The 21,791-nt window shown below is 56.1% G+C and carries 24 protein-coding genes and 5 pseudogenes; 13 read left to right on the top strand and 16 right to left on the bottom strand.

Annotation, left to right across the window (positions count from 1 at the left end):
* The 3 genes and pseudogenes from NLX68_RS13500 to NLX68_RS13490 all read left to right on the top strand — a co-directional run.
* Nucleotides 1–366, top strand: a 366-nt coding sequence (locus NLX68_RS13500; RefSeq protein ID WP_254284403.1) for a hypothetical protein, incomplete at its 5' end; no start/stop codon positions are given.
* Nucleotides 363–1,439, top strand: coding sequence for a fimbrial protein (locus tag NLX68_RS13495; protein ID WP_254284402.1), 1,077 nt, complete (start codon nt 363–365; stop codon nt 1,437–1,439). The genes NLX68_RS13500 and NLX68_RS13495, both read left to right, overlap by 4 nt.
* A 140-nt stretch (nt 1,440–1,579) precedes the next feature.
* Nucleotides 1,580–1,783, top strand: a pseudogene (locus NLX68_RS13490) (nucleoid-associated protein YejK); the annotation flags it as partial.
* A 14-nt stretch (nt 1,784–1,797) separates the two neighbouring features.
* On the opposite strand, the gene NLX68_RS13485 reads toward NLX68_RS13490, so the two are convergent.
* Nucleotides 1,798–2,313 (bottom strand): hypothetical protein, encoded by a 516-nt coding sequence (locus tag NLX68_RS13485; protein WP_254284401.1) that lies wholly within the window; start codon nt 2,311–2,313, stop codon nt 1,798–1,800.
* 145 nt (nt 2,314–2,458) lie between these two features.
* Here NLX68_RS13485 and NLX68_RS13480 point away from each other — a divergent pair, with 145 nt between their 5' ends.
* Nucleotides 2,459–2,626, top strand: coding sequence for a hypothetical protein (locus NLX68_RS13480; RefSeq protein ID WP_367949531.1), 168 nt, complete (start codon nt 2,459–2,461; stop codon nt 2,624–2,626).
* Nucleotides 2,627–2,933: 307 nt separating this feature from the next.
* On the opposite strand, the gene NLX68_RS13475 is transcribed toward NLX68_RS13480, so the two are convergent.
* Nucleotides 2,934–3,119, bottom strand: a complete 186-nt coding sequence (locus NLX68_RS13475; protein WP_254284400.1) for a hypothetical protein — start codon at nt 3,117–3,119, stop codon at nt 2,934–2,936.
* A 206-nt stretch (nt 3,120–3,325) separates the two neighbouring features.
* On the opposite strand from NLX68_RS13475, the pseudogene NLX68_RS13470 reads away from it, so the two are divergent.
* The 4 genes and pseudogenes from NLX68_RS13470 to NLX68_RS13450 all read left to right on the top strand — a co-directional run.
* Nucleotides 3,326–3,730 (top strand): annotated as a pseudogene (locus NLX68_RS13470) (site-specific integrase); the annotation flags it as partial.
* 286 nt (nt 3,731–4,016) lie between these two features.
* The gene (locus NLX68_RS13465; RefSeq protein ID WP_254284399.1) at nt 4,017–4,337 is read left to right on the top strand and encodes a hypothetical protein; all 321 of its coding nucleotides are present in this window, start codon (nt 4,017–4,019) and stop codon (nt 4,335–4,337) included.
* 150 nt (nt 4,338–4,487) lie between these two features.
* A complete protein-coding gene (locus tag NLX68_RS13460; protein WP_254284398.1) occupies nt 4,488–5,072 on the top strand; it encodes a hypothetical protein in 585 nt (194 codons plus the stop codon).
* Nucleotides 5,073–5,857: 785 nt separating this feature from the next.
* Nucleotides 5,858–7,021 (top strand): acyltransferase, encoded by a 1,164-nt coding sequence (locus NLX68_RS13450; protein ID WP_254284397.1) that lies wholly within the window; start codon nt 5,858–5,860, stop codon nt 7,019–7,021.
* Between the two features lie 130 nt (nt 7,022–7,151).
* Here the strand turns inward: NLX68_RS13450 and NLX68_RS13445 are convergent.
* Nucleotides 7,152–7,336, bottom strand: a pseudogene (locus NLX68_RS13445) (lysis protein); the annotation flags it as partial.
* Nucleotides 7,337–7,825: 489 nt separating this feature from the next.
* Between NLX68_RS13445 and NLX68_RS13440 the strand changes: the two are divergent.
* The 4 genes and pseudogenes from NLX68_RS13440 to NLX68_RS13425 form a co-directional block, all read left to right on the top strand.
* Nucleotides 7,826–8,044 (top strand): annotated as a pseudogene (locus tag NLX68_RS13440) (transposase); the annotation flags it as partial.
* A gap of 137 nt (nt 8,045–8,181) precedes the next feature.
* Nucleotides 8,182–8,436 carry a helix-hairpin-helix domain-containing protein gene (locus tag NLX68_RS13435; protein ID WP_254284396.1) on the top strand — a complete coding sequence of 85 codons (255 nt, stop codon included), beginning with the start codon at nt 8,182–8,184 and terminating at the stop codon, nt 8,434–8,436.
* Nucleotides 8,429–9,142, top strand: a complete 714-nt coding sequence (locus NLX68_RS13430) for a YafY family protein (RefSeq protein ID WP_254284395.1) — start codon at nt 8,429–8,431, stop codon at nt 9,140–9,142. The genes NLX68_RS13435 and NLX68_RS13430 overlap by 8 nt, the downstream gene beginning before the upstream one ends.
* Before the next feature lie 44 nt (nt 9,143–9,186).
* Nucleotides 9,187–9,495 (top strand): antibiotic biosynthesis monooxygenase, encoded by a 309-nt coding sequence (locus tag NLX68_RS13425; RefSeq protein WP_254284394.1) that lies wholly within the window; start codon nt 9,187–9,189, stop codon nt 9,493–9,495.
* Nucleotides 9,496–9,675: 180 nt separating this feature from the next.
* Here NLX68_RS13425 and NLX68_RS13420 read toward each other — a convergent pair whose 3' ends face one another.
* From NLX68_RS13420 to NLX68_RS13365, 13 genes and pseudogenes are all read right to left on the bottom strand, one after another.
* A complete protein-coding gene (locus tag NLX68_RS13420) occupies nt 9,676–9,885 on the bottom strand; it encodes a hypothetical protein (protein WP_254284393.1) in 210 nt (69 codons plus the stop codon).
* A gap of 193 nt (nt 9,886–10,078) precedes the next feature.
* Nucleotides 10,079–10,612 carry a hypothetical protein gene (locus tag NLX68_RS13415; RefSeq protein ID WP_233673739.1) on the bottom strand — a complete coding sequence of 178 codons (534 nt, stop codon included), beginning with the start codon at nt 10,610–10,612 and terminating at the stop codon, nt 10,079–10,081.
* Between the two features lie 177 nt (nt 10,613–10,789).
* On the bottom strand, nt 10,790–11,101 hold the full coding sequence (locus NLX68_RS13410; protein WP_254284392.1) for a hypothetical protein: 312 nt from the start codon (nt 11,099–11,101) through the stop codon (nt 10,790–10,792).
* A 105-nt stretch (nt 11,102–11,206) separates the two neighbouring features.
* Nucleotides 11,207–11,641, bottom strand: a complete 435-nt coding sequence (locus NLX68_RS13405; protein WP_254284415.1) for a lysis system i-spanin subunit Rz — start codon at nt 11,639–11,641, stop codon at nt 11,207–11,209.
* Nucleotides 11,642–11,727: 86 nt separating this feature from the next.
* On the bottom strand, nt 11,728–12,348 hold the full coding sequence (locus NLX68_RS13400) for a glycoside hydrolase family 19 protein (protein ID WP_254284414.1): 621 nt from the start codon (nt 12,346–12,348) through the stop codon (nt 11,728–11,730).
* A 2-nt stretch (nt 12,349–12,350) separates the two neighbouring features.
* Entirely contained in the window at nt 12,351–12,551 is a 201-nt protein-coding gene (locus NLX68_RS13395) for a hypothetical protein (RefSeq protein ID WP_254284391.1), read from the bottom strand.
* A 56-nt stretch (nt 12,552–12,607) separates the two neighbouring features.
* The gene (locus tag NLX68_RS13390) at nt 12,608–13,438 is read right to left on the bottom strand and encodes a tail fiber domain-containing protein (RefSeq protein ID WP_254284390.1); all 831 of its coding nucleotides are present in this window, start codon (nt 13,436–13,438) and stop codon (nt 12,608–12,610) included.
* Between the two features lie 51 nt (nt 13,439–13,489).
* Nucleotides 13,490–14,149: a hypothetical protein gene (locus NLX68_RS13385; RefSeq protein ID WP_254284389.1), complete on the bottom strand. Its 660-nt coding sequence runs from the start codon at nt 14,147–14,149 to the stop codon at nt 13,490–13,492.
* On the bottom strand, nt 14,146–14,469 hold the full coding sequence (locus NLX68_RS13380; protein ID WP_254284388.1) for a hypothetical protein: 324 nt from the start codon (nt 14,467–14,469) through the stop codon (nt 14,146–14,148). Before NLX68_RS13380 ends, NLX68_RS13385 begins: the two co-directional genes overlap by 4 nt.
* 41 nt (nt 14,470–14,510) lie before the next feature.
* On the bottom strand, nt 14,511–15,008 hold the full coding sequence (locus NLX68_RS26510) for a DUF1983 domain-containing protein (RefSeq protein ID WP_367949533.1): 498 nt from the start codon (nt 15,006–15,008) through the stop codon (nt 14,511–14,513).
* Between the two features lie 1,473 nt (nt 15,009–16,481).
* Nucleotides 16,482–19,382 (bottom strand): annotated as a pseudogene (locus NLX68_RS26505) (host specificity protein J); the annotation flags it as partial.
* A 56-nt stretch (nt 19,383–19,438) separates the two neighbouring features.
* Nucleotides 19,439–20,041, bottom strand: a complete 603-nt coding sequence (locus NLX68_RS13370; protein ID WP_254284386.1) for a tail assembly protein — start codon at nt 20,039–20,041, stop codon at nt 19,439–19,441.
* Between the two features lie 41 nt (nt 20,042–20,082).
* Entirely contained in the window at nt 20,083–20,505 is a 423-nt protein-coding gene (locus NLX68_RS13365; RefSeq protein WP_254284385.1) for a hypothetical protein, read from the bottom strand.
* Between the two features lie 149 nt (nt 20,506–20,654).
* On the opposite strand from NLX68_RS13365, the gene NLX68_RS13360 reads away from it, so the two are divergent.
* Nucleotides 20,655–21,740 carry a type I restriction endonuclease gene (locus NLX68_RS13360; protein ID WP_254284384.1) on the top strand — a complete coding sequence of 362 codons (1,086 nt, stop codon included), beginning with the start codon at nt 20,655–20,657 and terminating at the stop codon, nt 21,738–21,740.
* Nucleotides 21,741–21,791: the final 51 nt, after the last annotated feature.

The raw sequence follows: 21,791 nt of genomic DNA, 5'->3' as shown, positions 1-21,791 counted from the left end.
AAGCAAGCAAGCAAGCAAGCAAGCAAGCAAGCAAGCAAGCAAGCAAGCAAGCAAGCAAGCAAGCAAGCAAGCAAGCAAGCAAGCAAGCAAGCAAGCAAGCAAGCAAGCAAGCAAGCAAGCAAGCAAGCAAGCAAGCAAGCAAGCAAGCAAGCAAGCAATTATAAGGCAAGGGCATTAATCTACGCAAGTACTTTAATCATATTGAATGGCTGTACGCCGCTATTTACGTCTGCAGACACCTCCCTTTCGGAGAGCGACAAAGATAAAACTGAACTCTCAATCTTGAACAACGATTCTTATAAGAATCTCAAGTCCAACCACCCAGATTATTACTGGGAGTTTATTGAGAGGCCACATTCAAAATGACACGCATCAGAACACGTCTAGCACTGTTTTTATATTGGTTCGCCTGTGACACTTCTGCGACCCCTTTGCCAACCTGTATCAACATCAATATGGACGCTCCAAGAAAAAAGGGCCGACTGCGTTCACTGCTGAGCGTTGTTGCCGCGATGGCGCTTGTGTACGCGTCGGGCGCAATGGCTGCAAACTGCACTTTTACCTTTTCCGACTCCGGTAACAAACCCGCCACTCTGAATTTCGGCTCTAGATTGACCTCTGACAGCCTGACGATCCCGCAGGACGCCCCCATAGGCACAGTCATTTACGAAGAAAGCCTTCAAAAGGAAGAACTTATCTTTACCTGCACATCGTCGTTTCGCTACGGACTGGTCATGTCGCCTGCACTGGGCGTACCTTCCGGCAATACGTACCCCTTGGGCAAGACCGGACTGTCATTCCGTATAAAGTCACCTAACCCGAATATCCCAGATATGCCGCCACCCTTCACCATTAACAAAGGTACTTACACAACCAGCGGAGGAACTTACACGCTTCAAATTTTCAAGTCCGCTGAATTGTCAGCAAATAGTGCGGTCGCCGCCGGCGAATTGGGGCAATTCAAGGCCGATGACTTGCTGTTCATCAAGTTTAATCTGGCCAATCCAGTTTATCTGAATTCCGCTTCCTGTCAGGCCCCGGCAGTGTCGGTTCGAATGGGCGACGACTATCGCCTGGTCGAGTTCGACAAGGTCGGTGCCACCCCTCGGGTAATCAAATTCAACCTCGCGCTGCACCAATGCCAGCGCGGCATCAAGAAGGTGACCTATCAACTCAAGGCCACCACCCAGGTCCTCGACGCGCAAAAGGGTCTCGTCGCTCTGAACACCAATTCGACGGCCAAAGGCATCGGCCTGCAACTGATGGATGAGGCGGGTAACCCCATCGCGCTGGATACCACGTACCCGTTCAACGCTTTCAACACTACCGGTACCGACTTCTTCATACCGCTGTCCGCTGCTTATTACCGCCTGGCCGGCAATACACTTGAAGCGGGCACCGCGAACACCGAAGTGACATTCATCATCAGTTACCTGTAACGAACCAGGAGCCGATAGCAGCCAATGGTTTTTGTCCGCTGGGTCGCCCCGTCGCAGACTGGGAAGCGCTCTGGGCCATCTCCAATGATGTGTGAATCCCCGCTGCTATCGGCTTCGGCAAGCACCGTGGCGCCACGTTTCCCGACCTTCCCGCCGACTACTGCCGCTGGCTGCGCACCCTCAACCAGTACCGGTGCTACACCGGTCGCGCAGAAGGCCTGTCGATCAGCTTCGAATCGCATCTGCTCGGCTCCAAGATCGAGTTCGACCAGGCCAGCACTAGCCTCACCATCAGAGATCTGCCGACGCAGCTGGTTGACCGGCTCAAGCGCGAGGCTACTTAACAGCGCTCAAGTGTCTACTCTCCGTGTGGCGGCAGCTTTATCGTGGATTTAAGAGGCACCGTAGCATCACGAATTATACTTCCATCTATTTCTTTAACTTTGGTCGTCCCATTACCGTAAACGTCCGCTGTAAGGATATAGCATTGATCGATGGCCTTTCCTCTTGCCACCCCGATGCTGCCACTGTCTGCAAAAACCTTGTCCAAGTCTCTTTTTTGCTGGGCGGTCAGGTCAAGTCCTTTAACTTTGTCAAGAACCTCTGCCGACTTTAGCGTTCCGGACTCGTCAAACTTGAAAGATGAGTTAGCAACCGTCAACTCCGTAACACAATGCGTGTAGACGGCCATGATTTCCGGAAGACAAACACCGACATCAGCATCTCTATAATAGTAGACACTATACCCCGGATTACATTTATCAGTTTTTGAGTCCTCCCCAAGCACAGCGACTTGCCTCGGCAAGAGGTAAGAGCACCCTGTCATTACCACTAGAATGCACACTAATGCGAAACCCGATAATCCCTGTTTCATCCTATGCTCCTGCTGCCAAAGTGGCGTAAAGCCATTATTACTTCAATTCGACTATAGATCAGCTTGAAAAAGCTGCCAGAACAATCCCCTTAATAATTCTTTGCCGCATCCGACCATGGAGGGCGGCGCATGCATGGAGAAAGCCATGAAGGTCGAGACCTCGATAGTCACCAAGCTGCACATCACAGGCATCGAAGGCCTGGACCCGATCACCGTATTCCTTGATGACTTCGAGCCGAATCGCGGCAAGATCACCGTCAGTTGCTACGACAGAGCTGGAACGCCTCCAGGGGAGGCATATGGGATGGCCTGACCACCGCGCAGTTCTTCTGCCAGCTCAATGCTTCCTGCATCATCGGGTTCTTCGACCGGCCCCTTGAGTCGCGGCGATTCAGTGGCAGAAAGTTATTGAGTTTGTGCATTAGCGATAGATTTCCAGCATCCAATGACGAGGCCTATCCACGTCATTGGGTGCTACCAATCCTCCGCTAGCCCACAGGCCTCTTGTGGGCTTTCCACTCACAGCCAGTGTGCGGCAACAGCGCCAGCCCACCGCCGATGGCTGCCCTGGCTAGGGCGAATGATCCATGGAGGGTGGCTGAACGGCTATCGATAGCCGCTTAAGACTCATCAGCGAGCCGGAAGCGGAACTGCGCGGGCGTTCCCGGAGCCTTGAAATAGGATTCCTCGACATGCAAGGCACCGCAAAGTTGGCAGTTGAACACTTGCCAATCGGTTTTGCTGTCGTGACGTAGCTGAACTTCGGTTTCCTTGCCACACTTTTTACACGTCAGTTTTGGATTCATCGCATCGCTCCAAATCCCCATCCCTTAACTGTAGCCGCGTCTTTCTCAAGCGCAGATAGGTATCCCCATGCCTACAGAAAACCAATCCAGCAACACCGAACAGATGGTCAGCGTGCCGCTCTATCGCAGCTACGACGTGCGGGCCGCAATGCTCCTGACATTCAACACCCGCAAACAGGAAGGTAACGACCAAGACGATGCCCTTGAGGCTGGTAGTCGAGCGCAACAAAACCGGCAAAGACCGCTTCGTGCAGCTCAACCAGAGAGCCTTGCATGCACTCGAATTCGCCAGGGGTTACGCCGAGCGACGCAGGAAGGGAAAGGGGCGGGTCAGGGAGTCACCGTTGATTTTCCCGCCATCATCAGTGGCGGCCGGCGCTGAAAGAACTGGGGATTCCTTACCGCCCGCCATACAACTGTCGTCACACCTATGCGACAATATGCTTAATGTCTGGCCTCAACCCCGCATTTATCTCCCAACAGCTCGGCCACAGCGTGCAAATGCTGCTGTCGACGTCTGCGCGTTGGATTAACTCAAGCTCCGACTGGAGCGAGCTGGAAAGCTGCAAATTGGTATCAAATCGGTATCAACCGTAATGCCGGCGACGTAAGCTATTGATAGGTAAGCCCTTTGATCTGCACCGCTAACATCACCATGCGATGATTTTAGCGTTTTTAGGCGGTCTCAAGTGCAATGTTTCCGGGGGGTTCAGCCTCTCAAGCACGCACCAAAACGCATACATTGGCCCAAGAATTGGCCCAAGCGTCATGCCCTCCTCCGGCGTACTGCCGACCGAACATCATCCCCTTCCCCCCCCTGCAGCTCGTCACCCTGAGCTGGCCAGAATTACCTTGCCTCGATTACTGTGTATCCAAACAGTATTGGTAGGCCGCACCGTGATCATCGAAGACGACAGCTTCGCGCTGGGCATGCCCTCGCCTGTTCAAATGTTGCGCCAGCATGCGCGCCTGGTCGAAGCCGAGTGTGATCAGTTGCGGCACGAGCTCGATCGGGCCAGAGATAACATCAAGAAGCTGGTGGCCATCCATCAGGCCCAGGCCGCCGAGATCACCAAGTTGAACGCCAGGATCGAGCGCATGACCTGGGAGCTGTCCGATGCCTTGGTAGAAAACACCGAACTGAAGAATCGACATATTGGGGGCTGCCCAGCCACCTGGGGTGCAATGCCTCCTTCTGGAGACGACTTGCTGAAGTGATACAGGCTGCTGTGTAGCCCCGCGATTTCTGAGCCATGACTCCAGATCGATGCGAACGGCCTGCCGGTACGCAGAATTCATTTAACGTTCATTGCTCTGTGCTATTTTTCGAACCCAAGACACTCTGCGTCGAGAAGGAGAAAAAACGCCATGAGGGCTCATGTGATGGCCGCCGCGGCCGGATTATTGGTAGTTTCAACGGCGATCGCTGGCAATGAAACTGAAGCACCTAAGTCTTGGGTATTCGAACCAAGCACCTTTATTGGGATCAACCTCGGTGGTGATTTTTTAACCGAGCTCCCAGAGTGCAGTGCAGATTCGGAAACTACCGAACCACGGAAGCTATGCCGGATATCAACCCCAATCGAGAACAGCTACCGAGTTGATGGCATACCATACCTTGGGTTTGGTGGAAGGTGCGATGTTGAGGTCAGATTACTTGGAGCTAAGGTCGCGAGCATACGCCTCTCAGGGGATTCCGAGGACATCAGCCGGGTTACCCAGTATCTGAGAAAGAACTATGACGAACCAACCTCCATTGAATCCTCTCAATCCACAACGGCGTCCGGGGCTTGGTTTACCACTGAAGTCCTGCGGTGGGACGGCAGTAGTACCTCAATTGAGCTCAGGCGTAAGGAAGACGACTTTGGCGTCTATCAAGTGACACTTACTAACCTGAGGACAGCTCCCAAAATTGCCGACGAAGGCGCCACACATCCTAGCGACGGGACCTGATGTTCATGTGCTCATGCAACACGGGCTGGCTCAGTGTTGGGTCGCGCCTTCCCGCCCAGAGACCTGAGCTGATACTCGGTGACCGCCTGGTACAACAACTCAGCGGGAAGGCGCAGATGCTCAGTTTCCTCGATAGGCCTATCAGGATCCTGCGCTGCGTGAAACATCCACTATGCATCGATAGCCTGCTGAATCAGCCGCTCGCCCGCCGCGATAACTCCCGCCAGGGTCTTCTTCACGCTCTTCCGCTCCAGTCATTGGTGAAGGAAGTATAAGGCGGTGCCTAAGTCGAAGTTGTGGCATGGATTTCGAATCCGCTTTCGACTTAATCCTGGCCAAGATCTAACGCTAGGCATACCCCGCCTACGGGCAGGGTAGCCGATCTACCAGCATTTAGATGTGGCGGCCCACCGCGGCACTACTACCTCCAGCGCGCGGCAAGGCACCCGCGCTGGCTCCTCGGCACGAACACATCCGCGCTCGAGCTCGGCGGCTCCCGCGCCGGTAGTATGCAACACCTCGAGCTGCAACCCGCCGCCAGTGTTTATGTACACGGAGATGGTCATTCCTTAGGCACCGCCAGAGATTCCAGTTCATCACCTTCCCTTGGGACACCTATTTAGAACGCTCTCAGGCGCACGTACTCTTGACGAAATAGTAAAAAATTGGATCCAGATACTTCCAAATTGCCACCACATTGATAGAATCCGCGCCAGACATTCAGATTCGACACCCAGACTGAACGCATAACTAAAACTTACATTAGATCCCACTCCGGACAGCTTATGAACAATGGACTATTCAAGAACACATACAGAGCAATATTCAACACACCCTGGATGCTTAGCGAACACAAGTCTATTGATAAAGACATATCACCGCAGCTAGATACCGCACGTGGCTGGTCGGCCATTCTGGTACTGATAGCGCATGCACAGCAAGTGTTTATCGCTCCTCTATACCAAAGCCTTCACCCTGTTTTCTTATTATTAGCGCAAGCCTCGGTAATGGTATTCTTTGTGCTTAGCGGATTTTTAATCTGTAAATCTGTTACTCGCAACAACAGAGACAACGGCCAGTTCGCGACATCCATTTACGCAACAGACAGAGCGAACAGAGTTCTACCGCCTTTTCTATTCGCCTTAGCCATTTTATTTTTACTCAACATTGCAGCCCCTTTTGTTTTTCCGAGCGGAACAAACGAGTTCTTAAACGCAGGGAAATTCATGGCCAGCACTGGATTTATTGTTGAACCCGAGAATATGATAGGCACGCTGTTATTTGTAAATGGTTTTTTGACCGAAAATATAACAGCAGGCTATCCTTTCTGGAGCCTTTCGTTTGAGGTGTGGTATTACTTTGCGCTAGCCCTAATGGTGTCAATCAAAGGCATTCGAGGTTTCTTGATTACCTTAATATTTATGATTTCTATGGGACTACTAAACAAATCTTTCCTATTCAGCTCCATCGTTTGGTTTGCGGGAGTAGCAATAGCTATTCTTCACAACAAAAACGCGATCAATGCAAAATTATTTACGTCTGTTTCTCTCGCGGCTGGAGCCACAGCAATCTCTTTCGCTATTTTTTTCTTCAACTCCCATATCGGAATAGCCTCACCTGATCAAGCAGACTGGAAAATGATGTCAGGCTGGAAAGTATCCTCCGGCATATTTTTCGCGTCAATCCTTGGCCTATTACTTATAAAAAAAATATCGATTCCAACGCTATACCCTTCCTCATCAGGTTTTTCCTACACCCTGTACGTTATACACTTCCCAGTGCTCCTGTTTATTTATGGCTGCATACAAACCCATATACTCGCCAGCATAGAAGCATCAGTAATAGCCGCGATCACATCGACTCTCTCCTGCCTTATCCTTTCATCACTTATTGCAAAATCAGTTGAATCAATGAGGCCATTCAAGAACAATATAAAGCAAATCGCTTGAACGATAAAACTGTGATGATGTAGAACATTAGCGAGGCAGAAGATGGCAGCCTTTTTCTGCCTCGCTAATTCTTGCTTCATCGTAAAACTGCGCGTACGTAGGCCTGACAGGCCTTGAGGGCGATCAATCCTTAGTCGCCGGCATCAGTGACTGCGACAATTCGTTGAGCATGCGCTGGGTCAAGTTCGCCTCGCGCGGCTCCATGAACCACGCCGCCGGCGCTGTGGTGGCTGGCAACCCACAGCCACTACCCTGGACTGGGCTGGCGAGTTGGACTGACAGCCGGAGGTCAGAAGTAGCGAGGCGATCGCGCAGGAGCGCTGGCGATACCCACCAAGTAACCGAAGTATTGTCAGCGCTGACAAAATAAACCCTTCCCATGGGTGATTTTTCTATGCCTCAGAAACGCAAAAAGCCCTGACTAATCAGGGCTTTAAAAGTGGCGGAAGCGTAGAGATTCGAACTCTAGGATAGTTGCCCATCGACGGTTTTCAAGACCGATACGAAGACGCCGAGCCGGCGCACCCTTGCACCACATTTCAGCTCCAAAACTTTCGAGTTACCGCCTGGCTACAGGCCACATTCTGCCGCGGTACGTGCCTTGAGTTTTGGAACTGATTTTCACCCCTCCTCTGGCGTCCTGCCGACCGAACACAATCACCCTTCCTCCTACAGCTCATCGCCCTGATCTGGTCAGAATTACCCTGCCTCGATTACTGCATATCCAAACAGTATTGGTAAATTAGGTGGACATCATCGCCGTTGGGGGGTGGGATGAAGAAGGTGTGTTGGCCGGGCGCATACCTTGTGCCTGAGGGATCGGCTATCGCCAAGGCGTTGGATTACAGCCTCAAACGCTGGGTAGCGCTGACGCGCTATCTCCATGACGGTGCTGTGCCCTTCGATAGTAACTGGCGCGAGAATCAAATCCGTCCGTGGGCTCCTGGGCGCTCGAACTGGCTGTTCGTGGGCTCGTTACGCAGTGGTCAACGTGCGGCGGCGATCATGAGTTTGATCCAGTCGGGCGGCTCAACGGTAAGCGCCTGCCTAACCCACCCTCCTGATGCCTACGCTTAGAGCGATGGAATCCATCTATTGAGATGCCCTCTCCCATCGGGCAAACTCCGGTCGCTTCATTGGCCGATAACAGGAGTTTACGGATGCCATTTCCACCGACGGAATACCATGCTTTATTAGCCCTAAAGGGCGTGGGGCCGGCCGTGATCGCTCGCCTTGAGCAGATGGGTATTGACTCGCTAATTGTGCTCAGCACAGCGAATGCTGGCGACATCTTGGCTCAGGCATCGGCAGCAGCAGGATCGACTTGCTGGAAAAATAGCGCCCAAGCCCGGGCTGCCATCAACGCGGCCATTGAGTTTGCAAAAGACGCCCAGTTGAGCACACCTGGTGCGTAAAGCTGATCGCTTGTTTCAATTGGTAAATCTGATTCGTGTCCATCAGCCAATCTCTGCTGAACGTCTAGCGAACCGAATCGGCGTTTCCGTTCGCTCAATCTATCGATACATCGACGACCTTTCCTTCAGCGGAATCCCAATCTATGGCACCGCTGGCGTTGGCTATGCGCTGGATGACGATTTTGAGCTGCCGCCGTTAACGTTGAACAAACTCGAACTGGATGCATTGATGCTCGGGATGGAAATGCTTTCAGCTTCCGCCGATAACGATCTAAGTGCTGCTGCAAGGACGTTGTTGAGCAAGATTTCAGCGTCCATCGTCAACCACAAAGTCGACCCCGGCACGGCAACCATCAGGGCACTTGGAACAACACCTTCCTTGACGCGTGGCCATCTGGCAATCCTTCGAAATGCCATCGAAAACGGTCAGGCGCTGAAGATAATTTATACCAGCTTGGACGGTGTGGTTTCGCAACGTCTCATTTCTCCCCTTGGCCTTTTCTACTGGGGAGGAAAGTGGACGGTTGGAAGCTGGTGTAGTGCCAAGGCGGCTTACCGCGATTTTCGGGTCGACCGCATAGCCTCCATCGCTATTGCCCAACAACCATCACCCAACAATCCTGCCCTTGATCTACAAGCGTATATGAGGCACCAGGCAAGCCAGTGGAAAGCGATCACTGCTACTGACACTACGCTGTCAGTATGAGGCACTGATAATTGGGACTCCCTAACACACAGAAGGTCATCCCTATGCAGCACACATCTCATGTACTCGAATTAGCCATTTTCAAGGTCAAACCGGAATGCGTTGCACAAGTGTCTGTGCTCCGCGCAGGGCTTCGTGAAACGTTAAAGACCTTTCCTGGTTTGATCGAGTACCGTGCCTACTGCCCTATGAGCGACGACCGAGTCTTCGCGGACTTAGCAATGTGGGACAGTCTTGAGAACGCACAAAAAGTGGCAAAGGCCTTCAACGATGGAGATCCGCGATTCTCTGAGTATATGTACGCTATTGAAAACCTGACGTTCATGAGCCACCTTGTTCCAGAGATGAGTTGACCCCGACGGACTGCTAGAGCAGGCAAGAGACACCGATGCCTTTGCTGTCAGGCATCGGTGTCGTCACTTCCAGTGTAAGTTTTCTCAGATCACCTATTGCTAGGTTTGCGCAACCTGATGCCTGAGAACACTCTCCCTGCTCAATGCTGCCGGCGCCAGATGGCCGGAGGCGAGTCGAGCTCAATGCAGTGTGCGTGCAGGCCCGCCGAGTGAACGCAGCTGATACTCGGTGACAGCTTGGTACAGGGATTCGGCCTCTAGGCGCAGGCGCTCGACTTCCATCGCTGGCCGACCTGCGTCCTGGCCTGCTTGGTAGCGCCGCTGCGCATCGATGGCCTGCTGAATCAACTGCTCACCAGCCTCGATAACTCCTGCCAGGGTCTTCTTCACGCTGCTGCTCCGGCTATTTGACCAGAGCAGTATAGGCCAACAGCTATTCGGGCCTGGTCGCAGAGCAGCCAAATCGGCGGCGACCACCAATGTCACCTTCCGACCCATAGCAGACGGTCAGCACAGACAACCTTTCAAGTACACCAGGCACGGCCCCAGAACAGGTTGCCACACGATCTCATGCACAGACAGATCAGGTAAGGAGTTCGCCTGTGTCGTAGTCAAACCGGTAGACCGATTGATCGAAGTCTACGGCTCTAATATGGTCGTGCAACAAGTCAAAGCCTTCAGTAAAGATGTCTGCGCCCCACGCTTGCCAGATGAGTCGGCCATCTGTAGAAAAACGAGAGATCGCTAACTCTCCGTGAGCAATCAGTGCTCCCCGCTGACTTTGCCAATAGATACCAAAGCACGTGGCGACGTCGACCTGAAGGGACCAGAGAAGACGATAGGGATGCACGATTGAAATGCAGGCAATGTGATTGCCGACGGCCAACAGCATAGTGTCTTCGATAACCAAGGCCGAGTGTGCGTGGACATCGGTGGCACCACCCCCTGCACCCACTACCACGATCAATTCCCCGTTTAAGCTCACCCCATGGTTAGACCCTATCGAGTCCGTAAGTGGGATTTCAGATGCGTAACAGCGCCTGTTGTCAGTAGAATTGAACGAATGAGTCGGCTCATTAGTAACTGTGATCAATCCGTAATCGGTATGCAGATTCATTGGTTTCATCATCCGGAAGATCGATGATTATGCCTGTCCAGGGTGCTTGAGGGCGATGCACTGTGAGTGACGCCACTCTTGGTCATTGTCGACTGACACCTTTGGGTCGATGGCAGCCGGTCACGGATGACCGCACTCGACCCAAAGCGGCCTCTCAGAGAACTAAAACTGAGGCTGTCACTCGTCAAACAGAGTCCAGCCATGGCAAATGCCGTCAAAGTCTTTTGCCGTAAAAAATAATACAAGCTCCCCTGGATCAAATTCTTTGTAAAGCCAGTGCCCAAACACAGGGCCTCTCGTTATCACGTATTCCAAGCGGTACTCTTGAACAGATCCAGAACTGAAGGAGGCTGAATTCAACTCAAATCTGTCACCTCGGTTGAGCGCCCATAGCTTTCCAACAAGGTTATCATCAAGCACCACTTCTTCAGCTGTCGCCATCAGATGCCGTGTATGAAGTTTTTTTTGAAGCCTAACGCTTCTGGCCATAGATCAACCTACCTATCAATTGTCCGGGCATCGGCATAATAATACCGGAACACAGAGATGACCGCTTTGGGTCGAAAGCAGCCTTCTGGGCTTGGTTTTTCCAGATCACTGCTCGATGCCTCGGACGTAGGCCTGGCACGCCCGCAAGGCAATCAATCCTTGGTCGCCGGCATCGGTGACTGCGACAATTCGTTGAGCAGCCGCTGGGTCAAGTTCGCCTCTCGGGGCTTCATGAACCACGCCGCCGGCGCCGGTGGTGGCTGGCACCCCACAGCCACTACCCTGGGCTGGGGCGGCGAGTAGGACTGACAGCCGGAGATCAGAAGTAGCGAGGCGATCGCGCAGGCGAGCCTGGGTTGTTTGAGCATTGGTCAGCTCCTGGTGGTGGATTTTGTCTTTGGCCAGCAGTTGATCTTCAACGGCTCGGCGCCGGGCCTGTTCTGCGCCCTGCCAGTTGATCACCGCAACTGCAGCGGCCTCTCGCTCCAGCTGGAATTCGTTGGTCTTCTTCGCGCTCTTCGCCTGCCACTCCGCATCCATGGTCGAGCGACCGTGCTCGTAGGTGCCCCAGAAAGCCCAGGCCACCAGCGCCAGCGATACCGCCGCGCCGATCGTGCGCGCGCTGATCACGCCAGCACCTTCAGCGCGCGGTCATACAGGGCCTTTCGCTCAGCGGCGCCGTGCGGCACCTGGCCAGGCTTTCCGGTATTGATCACACTGCCGATATCCTGGAAGCGGCCGGCGTCGGCCAGTTCGTTCAGGCCGTGGGTCGACCACCACCAGGCGGCGGACATTGCGGCATGCTCCGGCTGCTCAAGCAGCTCGGGGTTGTCCTCCAGCGGCAGAGCCAGGCCGGCGCCGGCGGCGACATAGTTCGCCCGGCCGGTGAGCTGGATCAGGCCACGGCCTCGATACCGCCAGCCGTCCCCCAGGCGGGTGTTGCTCATGCGCCCGCTGTACACGATGTTGGCGATCTTCTCCGGCTGTCGCGCGCAGGCGGTTGCCGACTCCGTGGTAAACCGGCTGGGCCAGGTGCGCACCAAAGCCTCAGCGCTGTAATTCAGGTTCTCCACCAGGTTGCGCATCTGGCCCGACTCATGCCCGACCTGGGCCAGGAACGCCGCCACGCGCACCGGGCTGTCGATCTTGTGGCGCGCCATGGCCCGGTTCAGCGCAGGCAAAAAAATGCCCGCAACTGGGCGGGCGTTCGGGAGGATCTGCAGCAACTGCTGCTCAGTGAGTGGCAGCATCAGGATTCCCCTTCGACGGCTTCAGCAGTGACAGTGACCTCGGCGCTGTAGCGCTTGATCACCTTGGCGGTGAGCAGGCTTGCCGTGGGCTGGGCTTCAAGCAACGCGCGGGCCGCCGCATCAGCGGCTTCCTCGGTCGCGTGCTCGACGTCCTTGATGGGGTCGAAGGCGTTGCTGCGGTTGATGACGACGTAGGGCATGGGTTTCTCCAGGCAAAAAAATACCCGCAGTAGGCGGGCTGTTCGGTTCGGGCAGATCAGCCCTTCAGCGTTTCAAGCTCAGTTTTGAGCGTGGCGACTTCCGCTCGCAGCTCCTTCACCGCGCCGATCAGGTCGGTGATGAAGGCCATGTGATTGAGCTGCTGAATCCATGGGCGGCCGGTCGCATCGACGCCATCCTTCTCGCCGGAGACAGCGAGCGGGTTTACTGCCTGGGCCTCGTGGGCGATTACCCCCTGGAAGACCGTGCCGTCGCCCTTCCAGATATCGAAGTCGCCGATCTCGTATCGAACGATCCGGTAGTTGCTGATGCGGTCCAGGAAAGAAACGTCTTCAATGGTCTCGATGTTCTTCTTGATGCGGTAATCGGAGGCGGTGACTTGAAGCGTACCCAATCGGGTGAAGTCCACCCAGAGGTCACAGACGCCATTCCCGAAGCTGATGTTGTAGCAGTTGGTCGAAACGGTTCCTCCCTCCCCTGGCTTACAGATAACGCCGGCGGGGCTAAATCTGCTGGTACAGCGGAGCACGGTCGGCGACAAGGTTACCAGTCGGGAGGTGTAATCCTCCGTCGAGCTGCCGTGGTGGAAGTCAATGAAGGGGGTTGAGGCGCTTAGCTCAATGCCGGAAAAGGCTGGGTTCTGCGCAGTCCCCAGCCCCAACGCATTGCGTGCCCCATCGAGGGTTGTCGCGCCGGTCCCTCCCTTCGCCACCGGCAGAGCTGCGGGCAAAGTAACGCCACCCAGCACGCCGGTGAGGAAGCTATAGAGCTCGTCGAAGTTGTTGATGTTTTTTAATGCAGCGCTACGTCGGTCATCACCGCCAGCGCCGCTGGGCGCCGTGCCCAGGTTGATAGTTTGTTTTGACATGGTCTTCCCATTTTAGGAGTTCGAATAGTTGAGGCCCGGCCAGCTGCCGGCTCAGGCGGTCAACTTTGCACAGAGGAACGGGCGATGGCCCTGGTCGGTCCAGGCGCTGTGAGAAAGGCTGTACATCTTGATCTGGCCGTTCGCGTAATCGACGCCGATCGCGCAGCCGCCCCCCGTGCCGGGGTTGTGACAGTGCAAAGCGAACGGGTTGATCGAGATGAACTCACCAGCAGCCAGCAGCTTGTTGATGCCCCAGATGTACCGCTCGCCGATGGCCAATGTTTCCTTGCCCAGGTACGTCCAGTTACCGGCGGCGAACGTCACCACCACAGCAGGTGCGCCGCTGTCATAGACCAGGTTGCCGCTGCCATCCCAGATCCGCATGCCGTAGGGGCTCGTGCTCATGGCGGCCCAGGCCGCTACGAAGTACTGCCCGCTAAGCACGCCGTTGACGTTCGAGGCCTTCATCGAGAAGCCTGTCCAGTTCCCCGGCCCACCGGTGAACCACACCGAGATCGGCACCTGGATCGCCCCGGCATCAGGACGGATGAAGACCAGCGGCGGGTCCTGACTCGTCACTGGCCGCGCGAACACCCCGGAGGCGTCTCCGTTGCCCGAGTAGCTGCCCTTGGTCAGCACGCATAGCCGCGGCGCGTCTGAATCAATTTGGACGTAGCCGTTGTCGTTGATGCACAAAACGCCATAGCTCATGATCCGTACCTGATGGCGTACGCCTTCGCCACGATGCGCGTCTGGCTGGTGCTGTTCAGGTCGGCCGAGGGATTGGCAGACCTGACCACCACTTGCCCTAAGGAAGTCGTGGCGTAGGGGTATGACTTGGTGTTTCCCGTCGCGTCCCCCTCAGACAATTGCACGTCCTGTGCTCTTGTCGGAATGACCATGAAGACGCAGTTGGCGGGGTTGAACCCTGGAATGTTCAGGGTGTAGATAACCGGCGTGTTTCCCGTGGCCATGCTGAAGTCAACGACACCCTGCCAGATCACTTGGTAGGTGAAGGTGGTGGTATCCATGACCAGGTTGCCACCTTCATCCCAGACTCTCGCGCCATAACTCATACGCTCAAGTCCCCCCATTGATAGCGTTTTTGGTTGTTCTGATCGAATACCTTGCCGCCCGCGTTGTTGATCAGCTGCCGGCCGCCGCCACCAAACGGCGAGTTGATTTCGAACGTCCCGTTGAACCACAACCGCCAGCCTTGCAGGCCTTCGACGTAGTTGTTCGACTGGATGTAGTTGCCGATCATGGCGTTGGTGATCCAGCCATTGCCGATCAGAGCCTGGCTGATGAACACCTGACCGTTCTGCACCACGAACGGCACTATCAGCTCGCCGCTGACCTGATCAACAATTGCGAATCGCTGGGCAAAGGCCAGGATCTCCGAGGTTTCGCCGTCGCTGCCCAAGGCCAAACCAGCCAGGACCGTCCTGCCGTCCACGGTGGTTTGTGCCTTGATGGTGGTTTGCGCCGACACCTTGCCGTTGATGTCGACCATCACCTCGCTCAACTGCTGGACAGAGGCGCTGTTGTCGCCGATCTGCGCCTGCAGCATGTCGTTTCGCTTGCCTTCGGCAATGCCGTCCTCGACCCTCGCAGATTGCTCAGTCCATACCCCGACCAGACCGCCTTGCTGGCCAGCCATGCCCGAGGTATCCCCTTCCATCTCCGGGTTCACCTGGACAAACAGGCCGTCCAGGCGCTGGGCCTGAGCAGTGAGCTCGGTGCCCTGCTGGCTGACGGTTGAGGACATCTGCTGCACGACGCTGCTCGAAGCCGAAGGCCCCAGACGCCCGACAACAATCCAGTCGACTTCAAATGCACCACCAATCACCGCGCCCAGGTCGAGCCTGATCCGGGTGATCGTGCTGGTGATCCAGTCGTTACCACCAAGCTGCAAGTTGGCCATGTCCCACTCGACGATTGCCGACTCACCAACAGCAAGGTTGGGGTTGGCAGCGCTGGCATAATAGCTACCAGACACTGGGTGAGCGGTGGTCGAGTAGAACAACCTGCCATCCCAGTCTGAAGGTGCCCCTGCGCGACGGGTGATCTTGGTCTTGATTCGGGAGAACAGCGAACCGTTGACGCTGATTATCGGACTGAAGATGTTCGGATCACCCGTCGTCGCGGTTACGGTGATGCTGCCGGCAGCCTGGCTGATGGTGGCGTTGGCCGCTCCCCAGCCCTCTACGCCTGTGTCGAACTGCCACTGGCCTGCAGGCGCTGCATCCATGCCGGCGGCGCCCAGGTTGCCGATGCCGCTCTTCAGCTCGGTGATCGCCACGCTCTGCGAGCTCAAGCCCTGCTCTGTCTGCTCGACGCGCGTGCTCAGCGCCTGGGTAGCCGCTGCCTGCGCCGCAATCGACTGCTCGGTTGAGGCCGTATAGGCCGTGGCCACCGCACCTTCCTGCAGCTGAACGTTGTCCACCTCGATCCAGATGTCGGAAACCGTGGCCGAGTTGTTCACCACCCGGCCGACATACGGACGCGCTGAGACCGCGCCAGCCGGGGCCGTGGCGATCAGCGTGTAGCGCTTGAAGGTATCGGTGATGGCGATACCCTGGTTCACCGCGGTGCTGATCACCTCGCCAGCAGCGTTGATGAACTGCATGTACTGGGCGAAGCCTTTGCCATTGGTTCCCCGCGCGTAAGCGCTCAGCACATAAGAGGCGCCCTCCCGCACCTTGATGTAAGGCAGGCCATCGGTAGGGGTGTACGTCACCTCAGCCAGGTCATTGAGAGCCGCACCGACCCGGTACACCCGCTGCGCCTTCTTGCTCTGCGCCAGCGACGAGTCGACTAGTGAGCCGGTACCGCCACTGGCCAGCCAGTATTTGGCACGGCCAGCCGAGCCCACCTCTTCAAAGGAAGAGTTCGGCAGCAGGTTGTCGCCGCCGATGTTGTTGACCTGGTTGGTCAGCCCGGTGATTGCCGAACCCTGGCTGGTAAGCCCCTGCTCGGTCTGGGTGACGCGGTTGCCGATCGAGTCGACTGTCGAGGCGTCGGCCTTACCGTTCAGGCTGGTCTGCACGCCATCGATGCGTTCGGATTGAGCTGTAAGCTCGCCGTCGTGCTCGGTGACCGTGACCTCCACCAGGGTGACCCGTGCGGCGGCGCCGTTCTCGGTCCTGGCCACCTGGCCGATGTCGAGCCAGTAGGCTGGGTTCGGCGGCGCATTACCACCGCCGACTGCCGCTGGCACGTTCTGGATCGCCACATACAACCGCTGGCCCTGGCGCACGTTGTCGCCCGGGACGTAGGCCTTGGCCGGGTCGTACTCAAGCGCGTCGACCACGTCGCCGATAGCGTCGATCTGCTCCAGCAGCTGGTCGTTGATCTCCTTGAGGCGCTCGTTGACTGAGCCAGGCATCGTTGGCGGCCCAGAGATCAACGCAATTTCCTCGCGCAGCTCTGGGTACAGCGCGCCGTTGCCGATCTTGTCCTTGAAGTACTCCTCATACTCGCTCTGGTCAGAGCTGGACTGGCCGTTGACGCCAACGCCAGCCGGAAACCACGGGCCGATGTTGCCGGTGCGGTCGATCAGGCGCGCCCAGAAGAAGAACGAGACCCCGGCGGCCAAGCCATGCATTTCGTGCTCAGCCTGCGGATAGGCGAAGTCGCCCAGCTTTATTGCGTCGTCGCGCGAGGTGGTCTTGCTGTACCAGATTTCCGTACGCTGGGTGTCCTCGGCGCCAGCAGGGAAACCCCAGGCCAGCTTGATACCGTAGACCAGTGGCGTGGTGTTCAGGAACGACACCGCCGGCGGCAGGCCAGCCTTGCCGGTCAGCTGCGTGAGGCTGGAGCTCTTCCAGATCGACGAGATATCGAAGGCGCTCACCGCCCGCACCCGGGCCAGGTAGGCGCCGGCATAGATGCCGGTCACGTCGACCGAGGTCGAGCCCGTGCGCTGCAGCTTGATCCAGTTGCCGTTGTCCTTGCGCCATTCCACGTCGTAGGCCACAGCACCGTTCACAGCAGGCCAGGCGATGGTCATGGTGCTGACTGCGATACCCTGGTCTACGGCGTAGTTCGAGGTCAGGGTTACGCTCGCCGGTGGCGGAACGACGGTGATCGGGATCACGCTGATCGGCCGCTCCTCAAGGCGGGCGCCGGTGTCGATGTGCGCGAATTTGCTCGGGTTGAACTCGAGCGCTGTGATCTCGTAGTCGCCCTCAGTGGTGCGCCCTGTCCTGAGCACGCGGAACAGCTGGATAGCCAGGTCGTCGGCGTCGATTGCCCACTGCAGCTCCGGCTCCGGCGCAACGCTGTAGGCCGTGGTCACCGTGACAGCACGGCCACTGACCGACTCGACGGTGCGGCCCTGGGCGCGACCGTTGGGCAGGTTGATGATCAGGCGGTCTCCAGCCTTGATCTGCGTATCGCGGTCGAGCGTGACGACTCTGCCCACTGCAGCGGCGATCCGGCCGCCGTTCGGGCGCCCTGCGATCAGTTCGTCAGCCACAGGAATCACATGGCCTGGCAGAGGGATACGACCCTCCATGCCGGTCTTGAACGTCACCGTGCGGTCTTGGCTATTGCTGAGCAGAATCCACTTACCGCGGCGCTGGGCCTCTGATGCCCGGGTGCAACCAATGGCCGAGATCTCGATCGGCCGGTCACGGTACCGACGCTGCAGGGCCAGGTCGGTGACTGGGATTACGTCGGTGTCATAGTTGTTGGCCGGGTTATCGTAGCTGACCAGCGCCCGACTGTAGTGAGTGTTCTTCTCGGCGCCACCGTAGGTGAACTCGCCATCGATCACGTTGAAACGGGTGAACACGTAGTCGATGTCCTGCGCGCGCGGCATGTCGGCCTGCATGAACAACGAGCCTTGGGCCCAGTAGACCATCCCCCGGTAGATTGCCGACAGATCGCGCAGCAGCGTCCAGGCTTCCGCCCGCCCCTGCAGGTTCATGTCGCACAGGAAACGTGGTTCCTGTCCGCCAATGCCGTCGGGCACCAACTGGTCACAGTACTGGGCGATGCGGTACATCTCCCACTTGTCGACCATCCACGACTTGATACGCTTGCCCAGGCCGAAGCGATCTTCCACGCACAGACCATAGGTGACGAACGCCGGGTTGTTGGTCCAAGCCTGCTTGAAGCTGCCGTCCCAAACCCCGGTGTAGGTCCGGGTCAATGGGTCGTAGTTCGCCGGCACCGGCCACTTCCGGGCCTTGCACTTCACCGTGACGGCCGGGATGTTCTGGAACTGCTGGGCGTCGAACTCGATGTAGAGCAACGCGGTGTTCGGGTAGCGCAGTTTGCGGTCGATGATTTCGGTGTAGCCCGCGACGGTCATCGTGTCGGCGATGGTGCCCGAGTTCTGGTTCGGGGTGATCCGGCGAACGCGGATCATCCAGCCGCTGGTGGCTTTCGGCAGGTCCACCCGCACGGAGCGCTGGTAACCGTTGGTGGTCTTACCGTCCACGGCTCCCAGCTGCACCTGCTGGTAGGATCCGCCGTCGGTGGCCACATCAATTGCATACTCGATGCGGTAGCCGTTGGTGTTGCCGCCTTCGTCCTGACTGGCCAGGCGTGGCCAACTGAAACGCAGACGCACGGCCGACAGCTGAATGTTGCTCAATGCCCTGGACCACGGATTATCACTGCGCAGTTCGACGTTGACGGTGGTCTCGTTCTCGATCGCAGGGATGCCGGGGATGTAGGTCTGCTCGATGCTGCCCGACCGCCAATCCCATTTCACGTTCGGGAAGTTGACGTTGCCGCTGGAGTCCTGAATAGGCGTGTTGTCTAGGTAGATGTCCTGGGCAGTGGGCGTGCCTTCAAACTCCCCCTCACCCACTGCAATCAGGATCTTCGCCAGGTTCGTCGACTGCAGGCTGTCCGGCGCTTCGGTCGGCTGCTTCGGCTTGCTGCCGCCGCCCTTGGCGCCGCGGATATCCAGTTGTTGTGCTGCGCCCATGCTTTCCTCCAGGCAATAAAAAGCCGCCCGAAGGCGGCCTGCTCTACTCGTTCACGCTATGCCTTGTCCTCGGCGTAGATGGATGCCGAGATGATTGCGCCGCCCCAACGGCGCTCGCCGATGCAGATCGGTACTGGGTTGCCACTGGCAGTGGTGTTCTTGGCGCTACCGAAGGCGTAGGACGGAAGGTTTTCCGGGGCGCCGCTCTGCGAAAGGCCTTTGGCCTGCGGGCTGAGCATCTGGATTACCCCGCCAGCAACCAGGCCAATGCCTGCGCCAATCAAGGGAGCACCAAATGGAGTGGCTGAGAGGAACACACCGGCAACGATCATTATCGCTCCAACGATGGTCTGCAGTATCCCGCCACGCTTGCTACCAGCAACCACCGGGACGATTCTGAGCTCACGAGTACCTCCTCGCTCGAAGTCATCAATCCCAACATTCCGGCGATTCCTGAAGACCGCGAAGCTCATCCCAAGTCGGTCAAGGCGCTGAATCTCTTCTTCAAAGCCTGGAAGCGTAGCCTTGAGAGCCTTGAACGCCTCCCATGATTTGCCGGTATCAAGCAGTCGTCGATGTATCCGGCCAAATTTTCTGGCGAGGGTTCCTGAGAGTTTGATTATGGTGAACGGCTCATAATGTGTTGCTGTAGCGGCCATGCTTTCTCCAGGCGCAAAAAAGCCGCCCGGAGGCGGCTGGATCAGTTGTAATTGACGTAGGGGCCTATATAGATGCCGCTCATGTCTCCGCTAATTCGGTAAATACTCTCTTTACCGTTTTGCACGTTTCCGACGATCGTGCGCACCGCCATGCCGCCGCAAAGCCCGGAGTTCGCCAACCCTATACCAATGCTTGGCTGGCCTGGTGGCAGGTGGAAACTGGCTCGCTGGCCCGTACCAAGCTTGGCGGCTCTTTTGCCGTCAATGTACACAACCACATCACAACCAGAGCCTACCGCCCCTGAGTCCCGAAGAACGATAACAGTGCCGCTATCCCCTCGCGGCTTTATCTGAAATGCGTAAAGTTCATCTCGCGGGACCGGCGCTGCCTCGCGGACGGAGATCGCAGATGATGCGCACCCCGCCAGCAGCGCCACCGCCACCGCCCCAATCAGAATTCGCATGTGATCCCTCCCTTGAAATGGGTGACTTTAGCGCGGACCTGGCCGGGCATCCAGTGTGGATAAATTCTCAGTACTCTATCTCTGCAGCGCCGTAGTAGCGTTACGCCTGTACGGTCCCAAAAGCGGGCGGTGTTGCATTGGAGCTGAAAATGGAATTTGTAGAGCGGTTAAATGTGATGTCGGCCAAAGTAAAACAACTGGCATCGACGATCCAAACAGAAGAAGCCACAAAAACAGCTTTCGTGATGCCGTTTATCCATACTGTTCTAGGCTACGACGTCTTCGATCCTTCGGAGGTTGTGCCAGAATACGTGTGCGATATAGGCACCAAAAAAGGTGAAAAGATCGACTACGCGATTCTGAAAGGTGGGGAGATTCAGATCCTTATAGAGACAAAAAAAGTAGGCGAGCCACTTAACATCAACCATGCAAGCCAACTATTCCGATACTTCCATGTAACTACCGCAAGAATATCCATCCTAACAAACGGCCGACTGTATAAGTTTTTTACCGACTTAGACGCCCCTAATAAAATGGATGAAAAGCCATTCTTAGAAATTGACCTACTGGACATTGATGAGCATGTAATACCAGAATTACAGAAGCTTACAAAGTCAGCCTTTGACGTTGACTCCATTATCAATGCAGCAGGCGAGCTTAAGTATGTCGGCCAGATAAAGCGAGAGATGTCGACTCAATTCAGTAACCCTGATGATGACTTCGTACGCTTTTTCGCTTCTCGAATATACGATGGTGCGATAACCCAAAAGGTAAGAGAACAATTTTCGCTACTCACGCGAAAAGCCGCCTCACAGTTCATAAATGACCAAATCAATGATCGGCTGAAATCAGCAATCAGCGGAGTTCCCTATCCGACCCCTGCCGAAAACGTTATAAACGAGACTCAGGCAGACTCCATCGAAGCTGCGGAAGATCGAGTTCTCACCACAATGGAGGAGCTTGAAGGTTTCCATATTGTAAAAGCAATAGTTCGGACTGTAGTTGACGCAAAGCGCATTGCTCACCGTGACACGCAAAGTTATTTCGGAATTTTACTCGACGACAACAATCGAAAGCCAATCGCAAGACTTCATTTCAACCGATCACAAAAATATCTAGGAATTTTTGATAAGGACAAAAATGAAACCCGGCACCCGATCAACTCTCTCGATGAGATTTACGAATTTTCCAGCTCTTTGAAAGAAACAATTAATTATTACCAAGAGCAAGCCTGAAACTAACCCAGTCCGTTGCCTGCAAGCCCATGGACTGGGGCATTGATGACC

This window comes from Pseudomonas sp. SBB6 (assembly GCF_024213215.1).
GTDB lineage: Bacteria > Pseudomonadota > Gammaproteobacteria > Pseudomonadales > Pseudomonadaceae > Aquipseudomonas > Aquipseudomonas donghuensis.
Note: the sequence above shows the minus strand (reverse complement) of the source record. Positions and strands in the feature narration are given on the sequence as shown.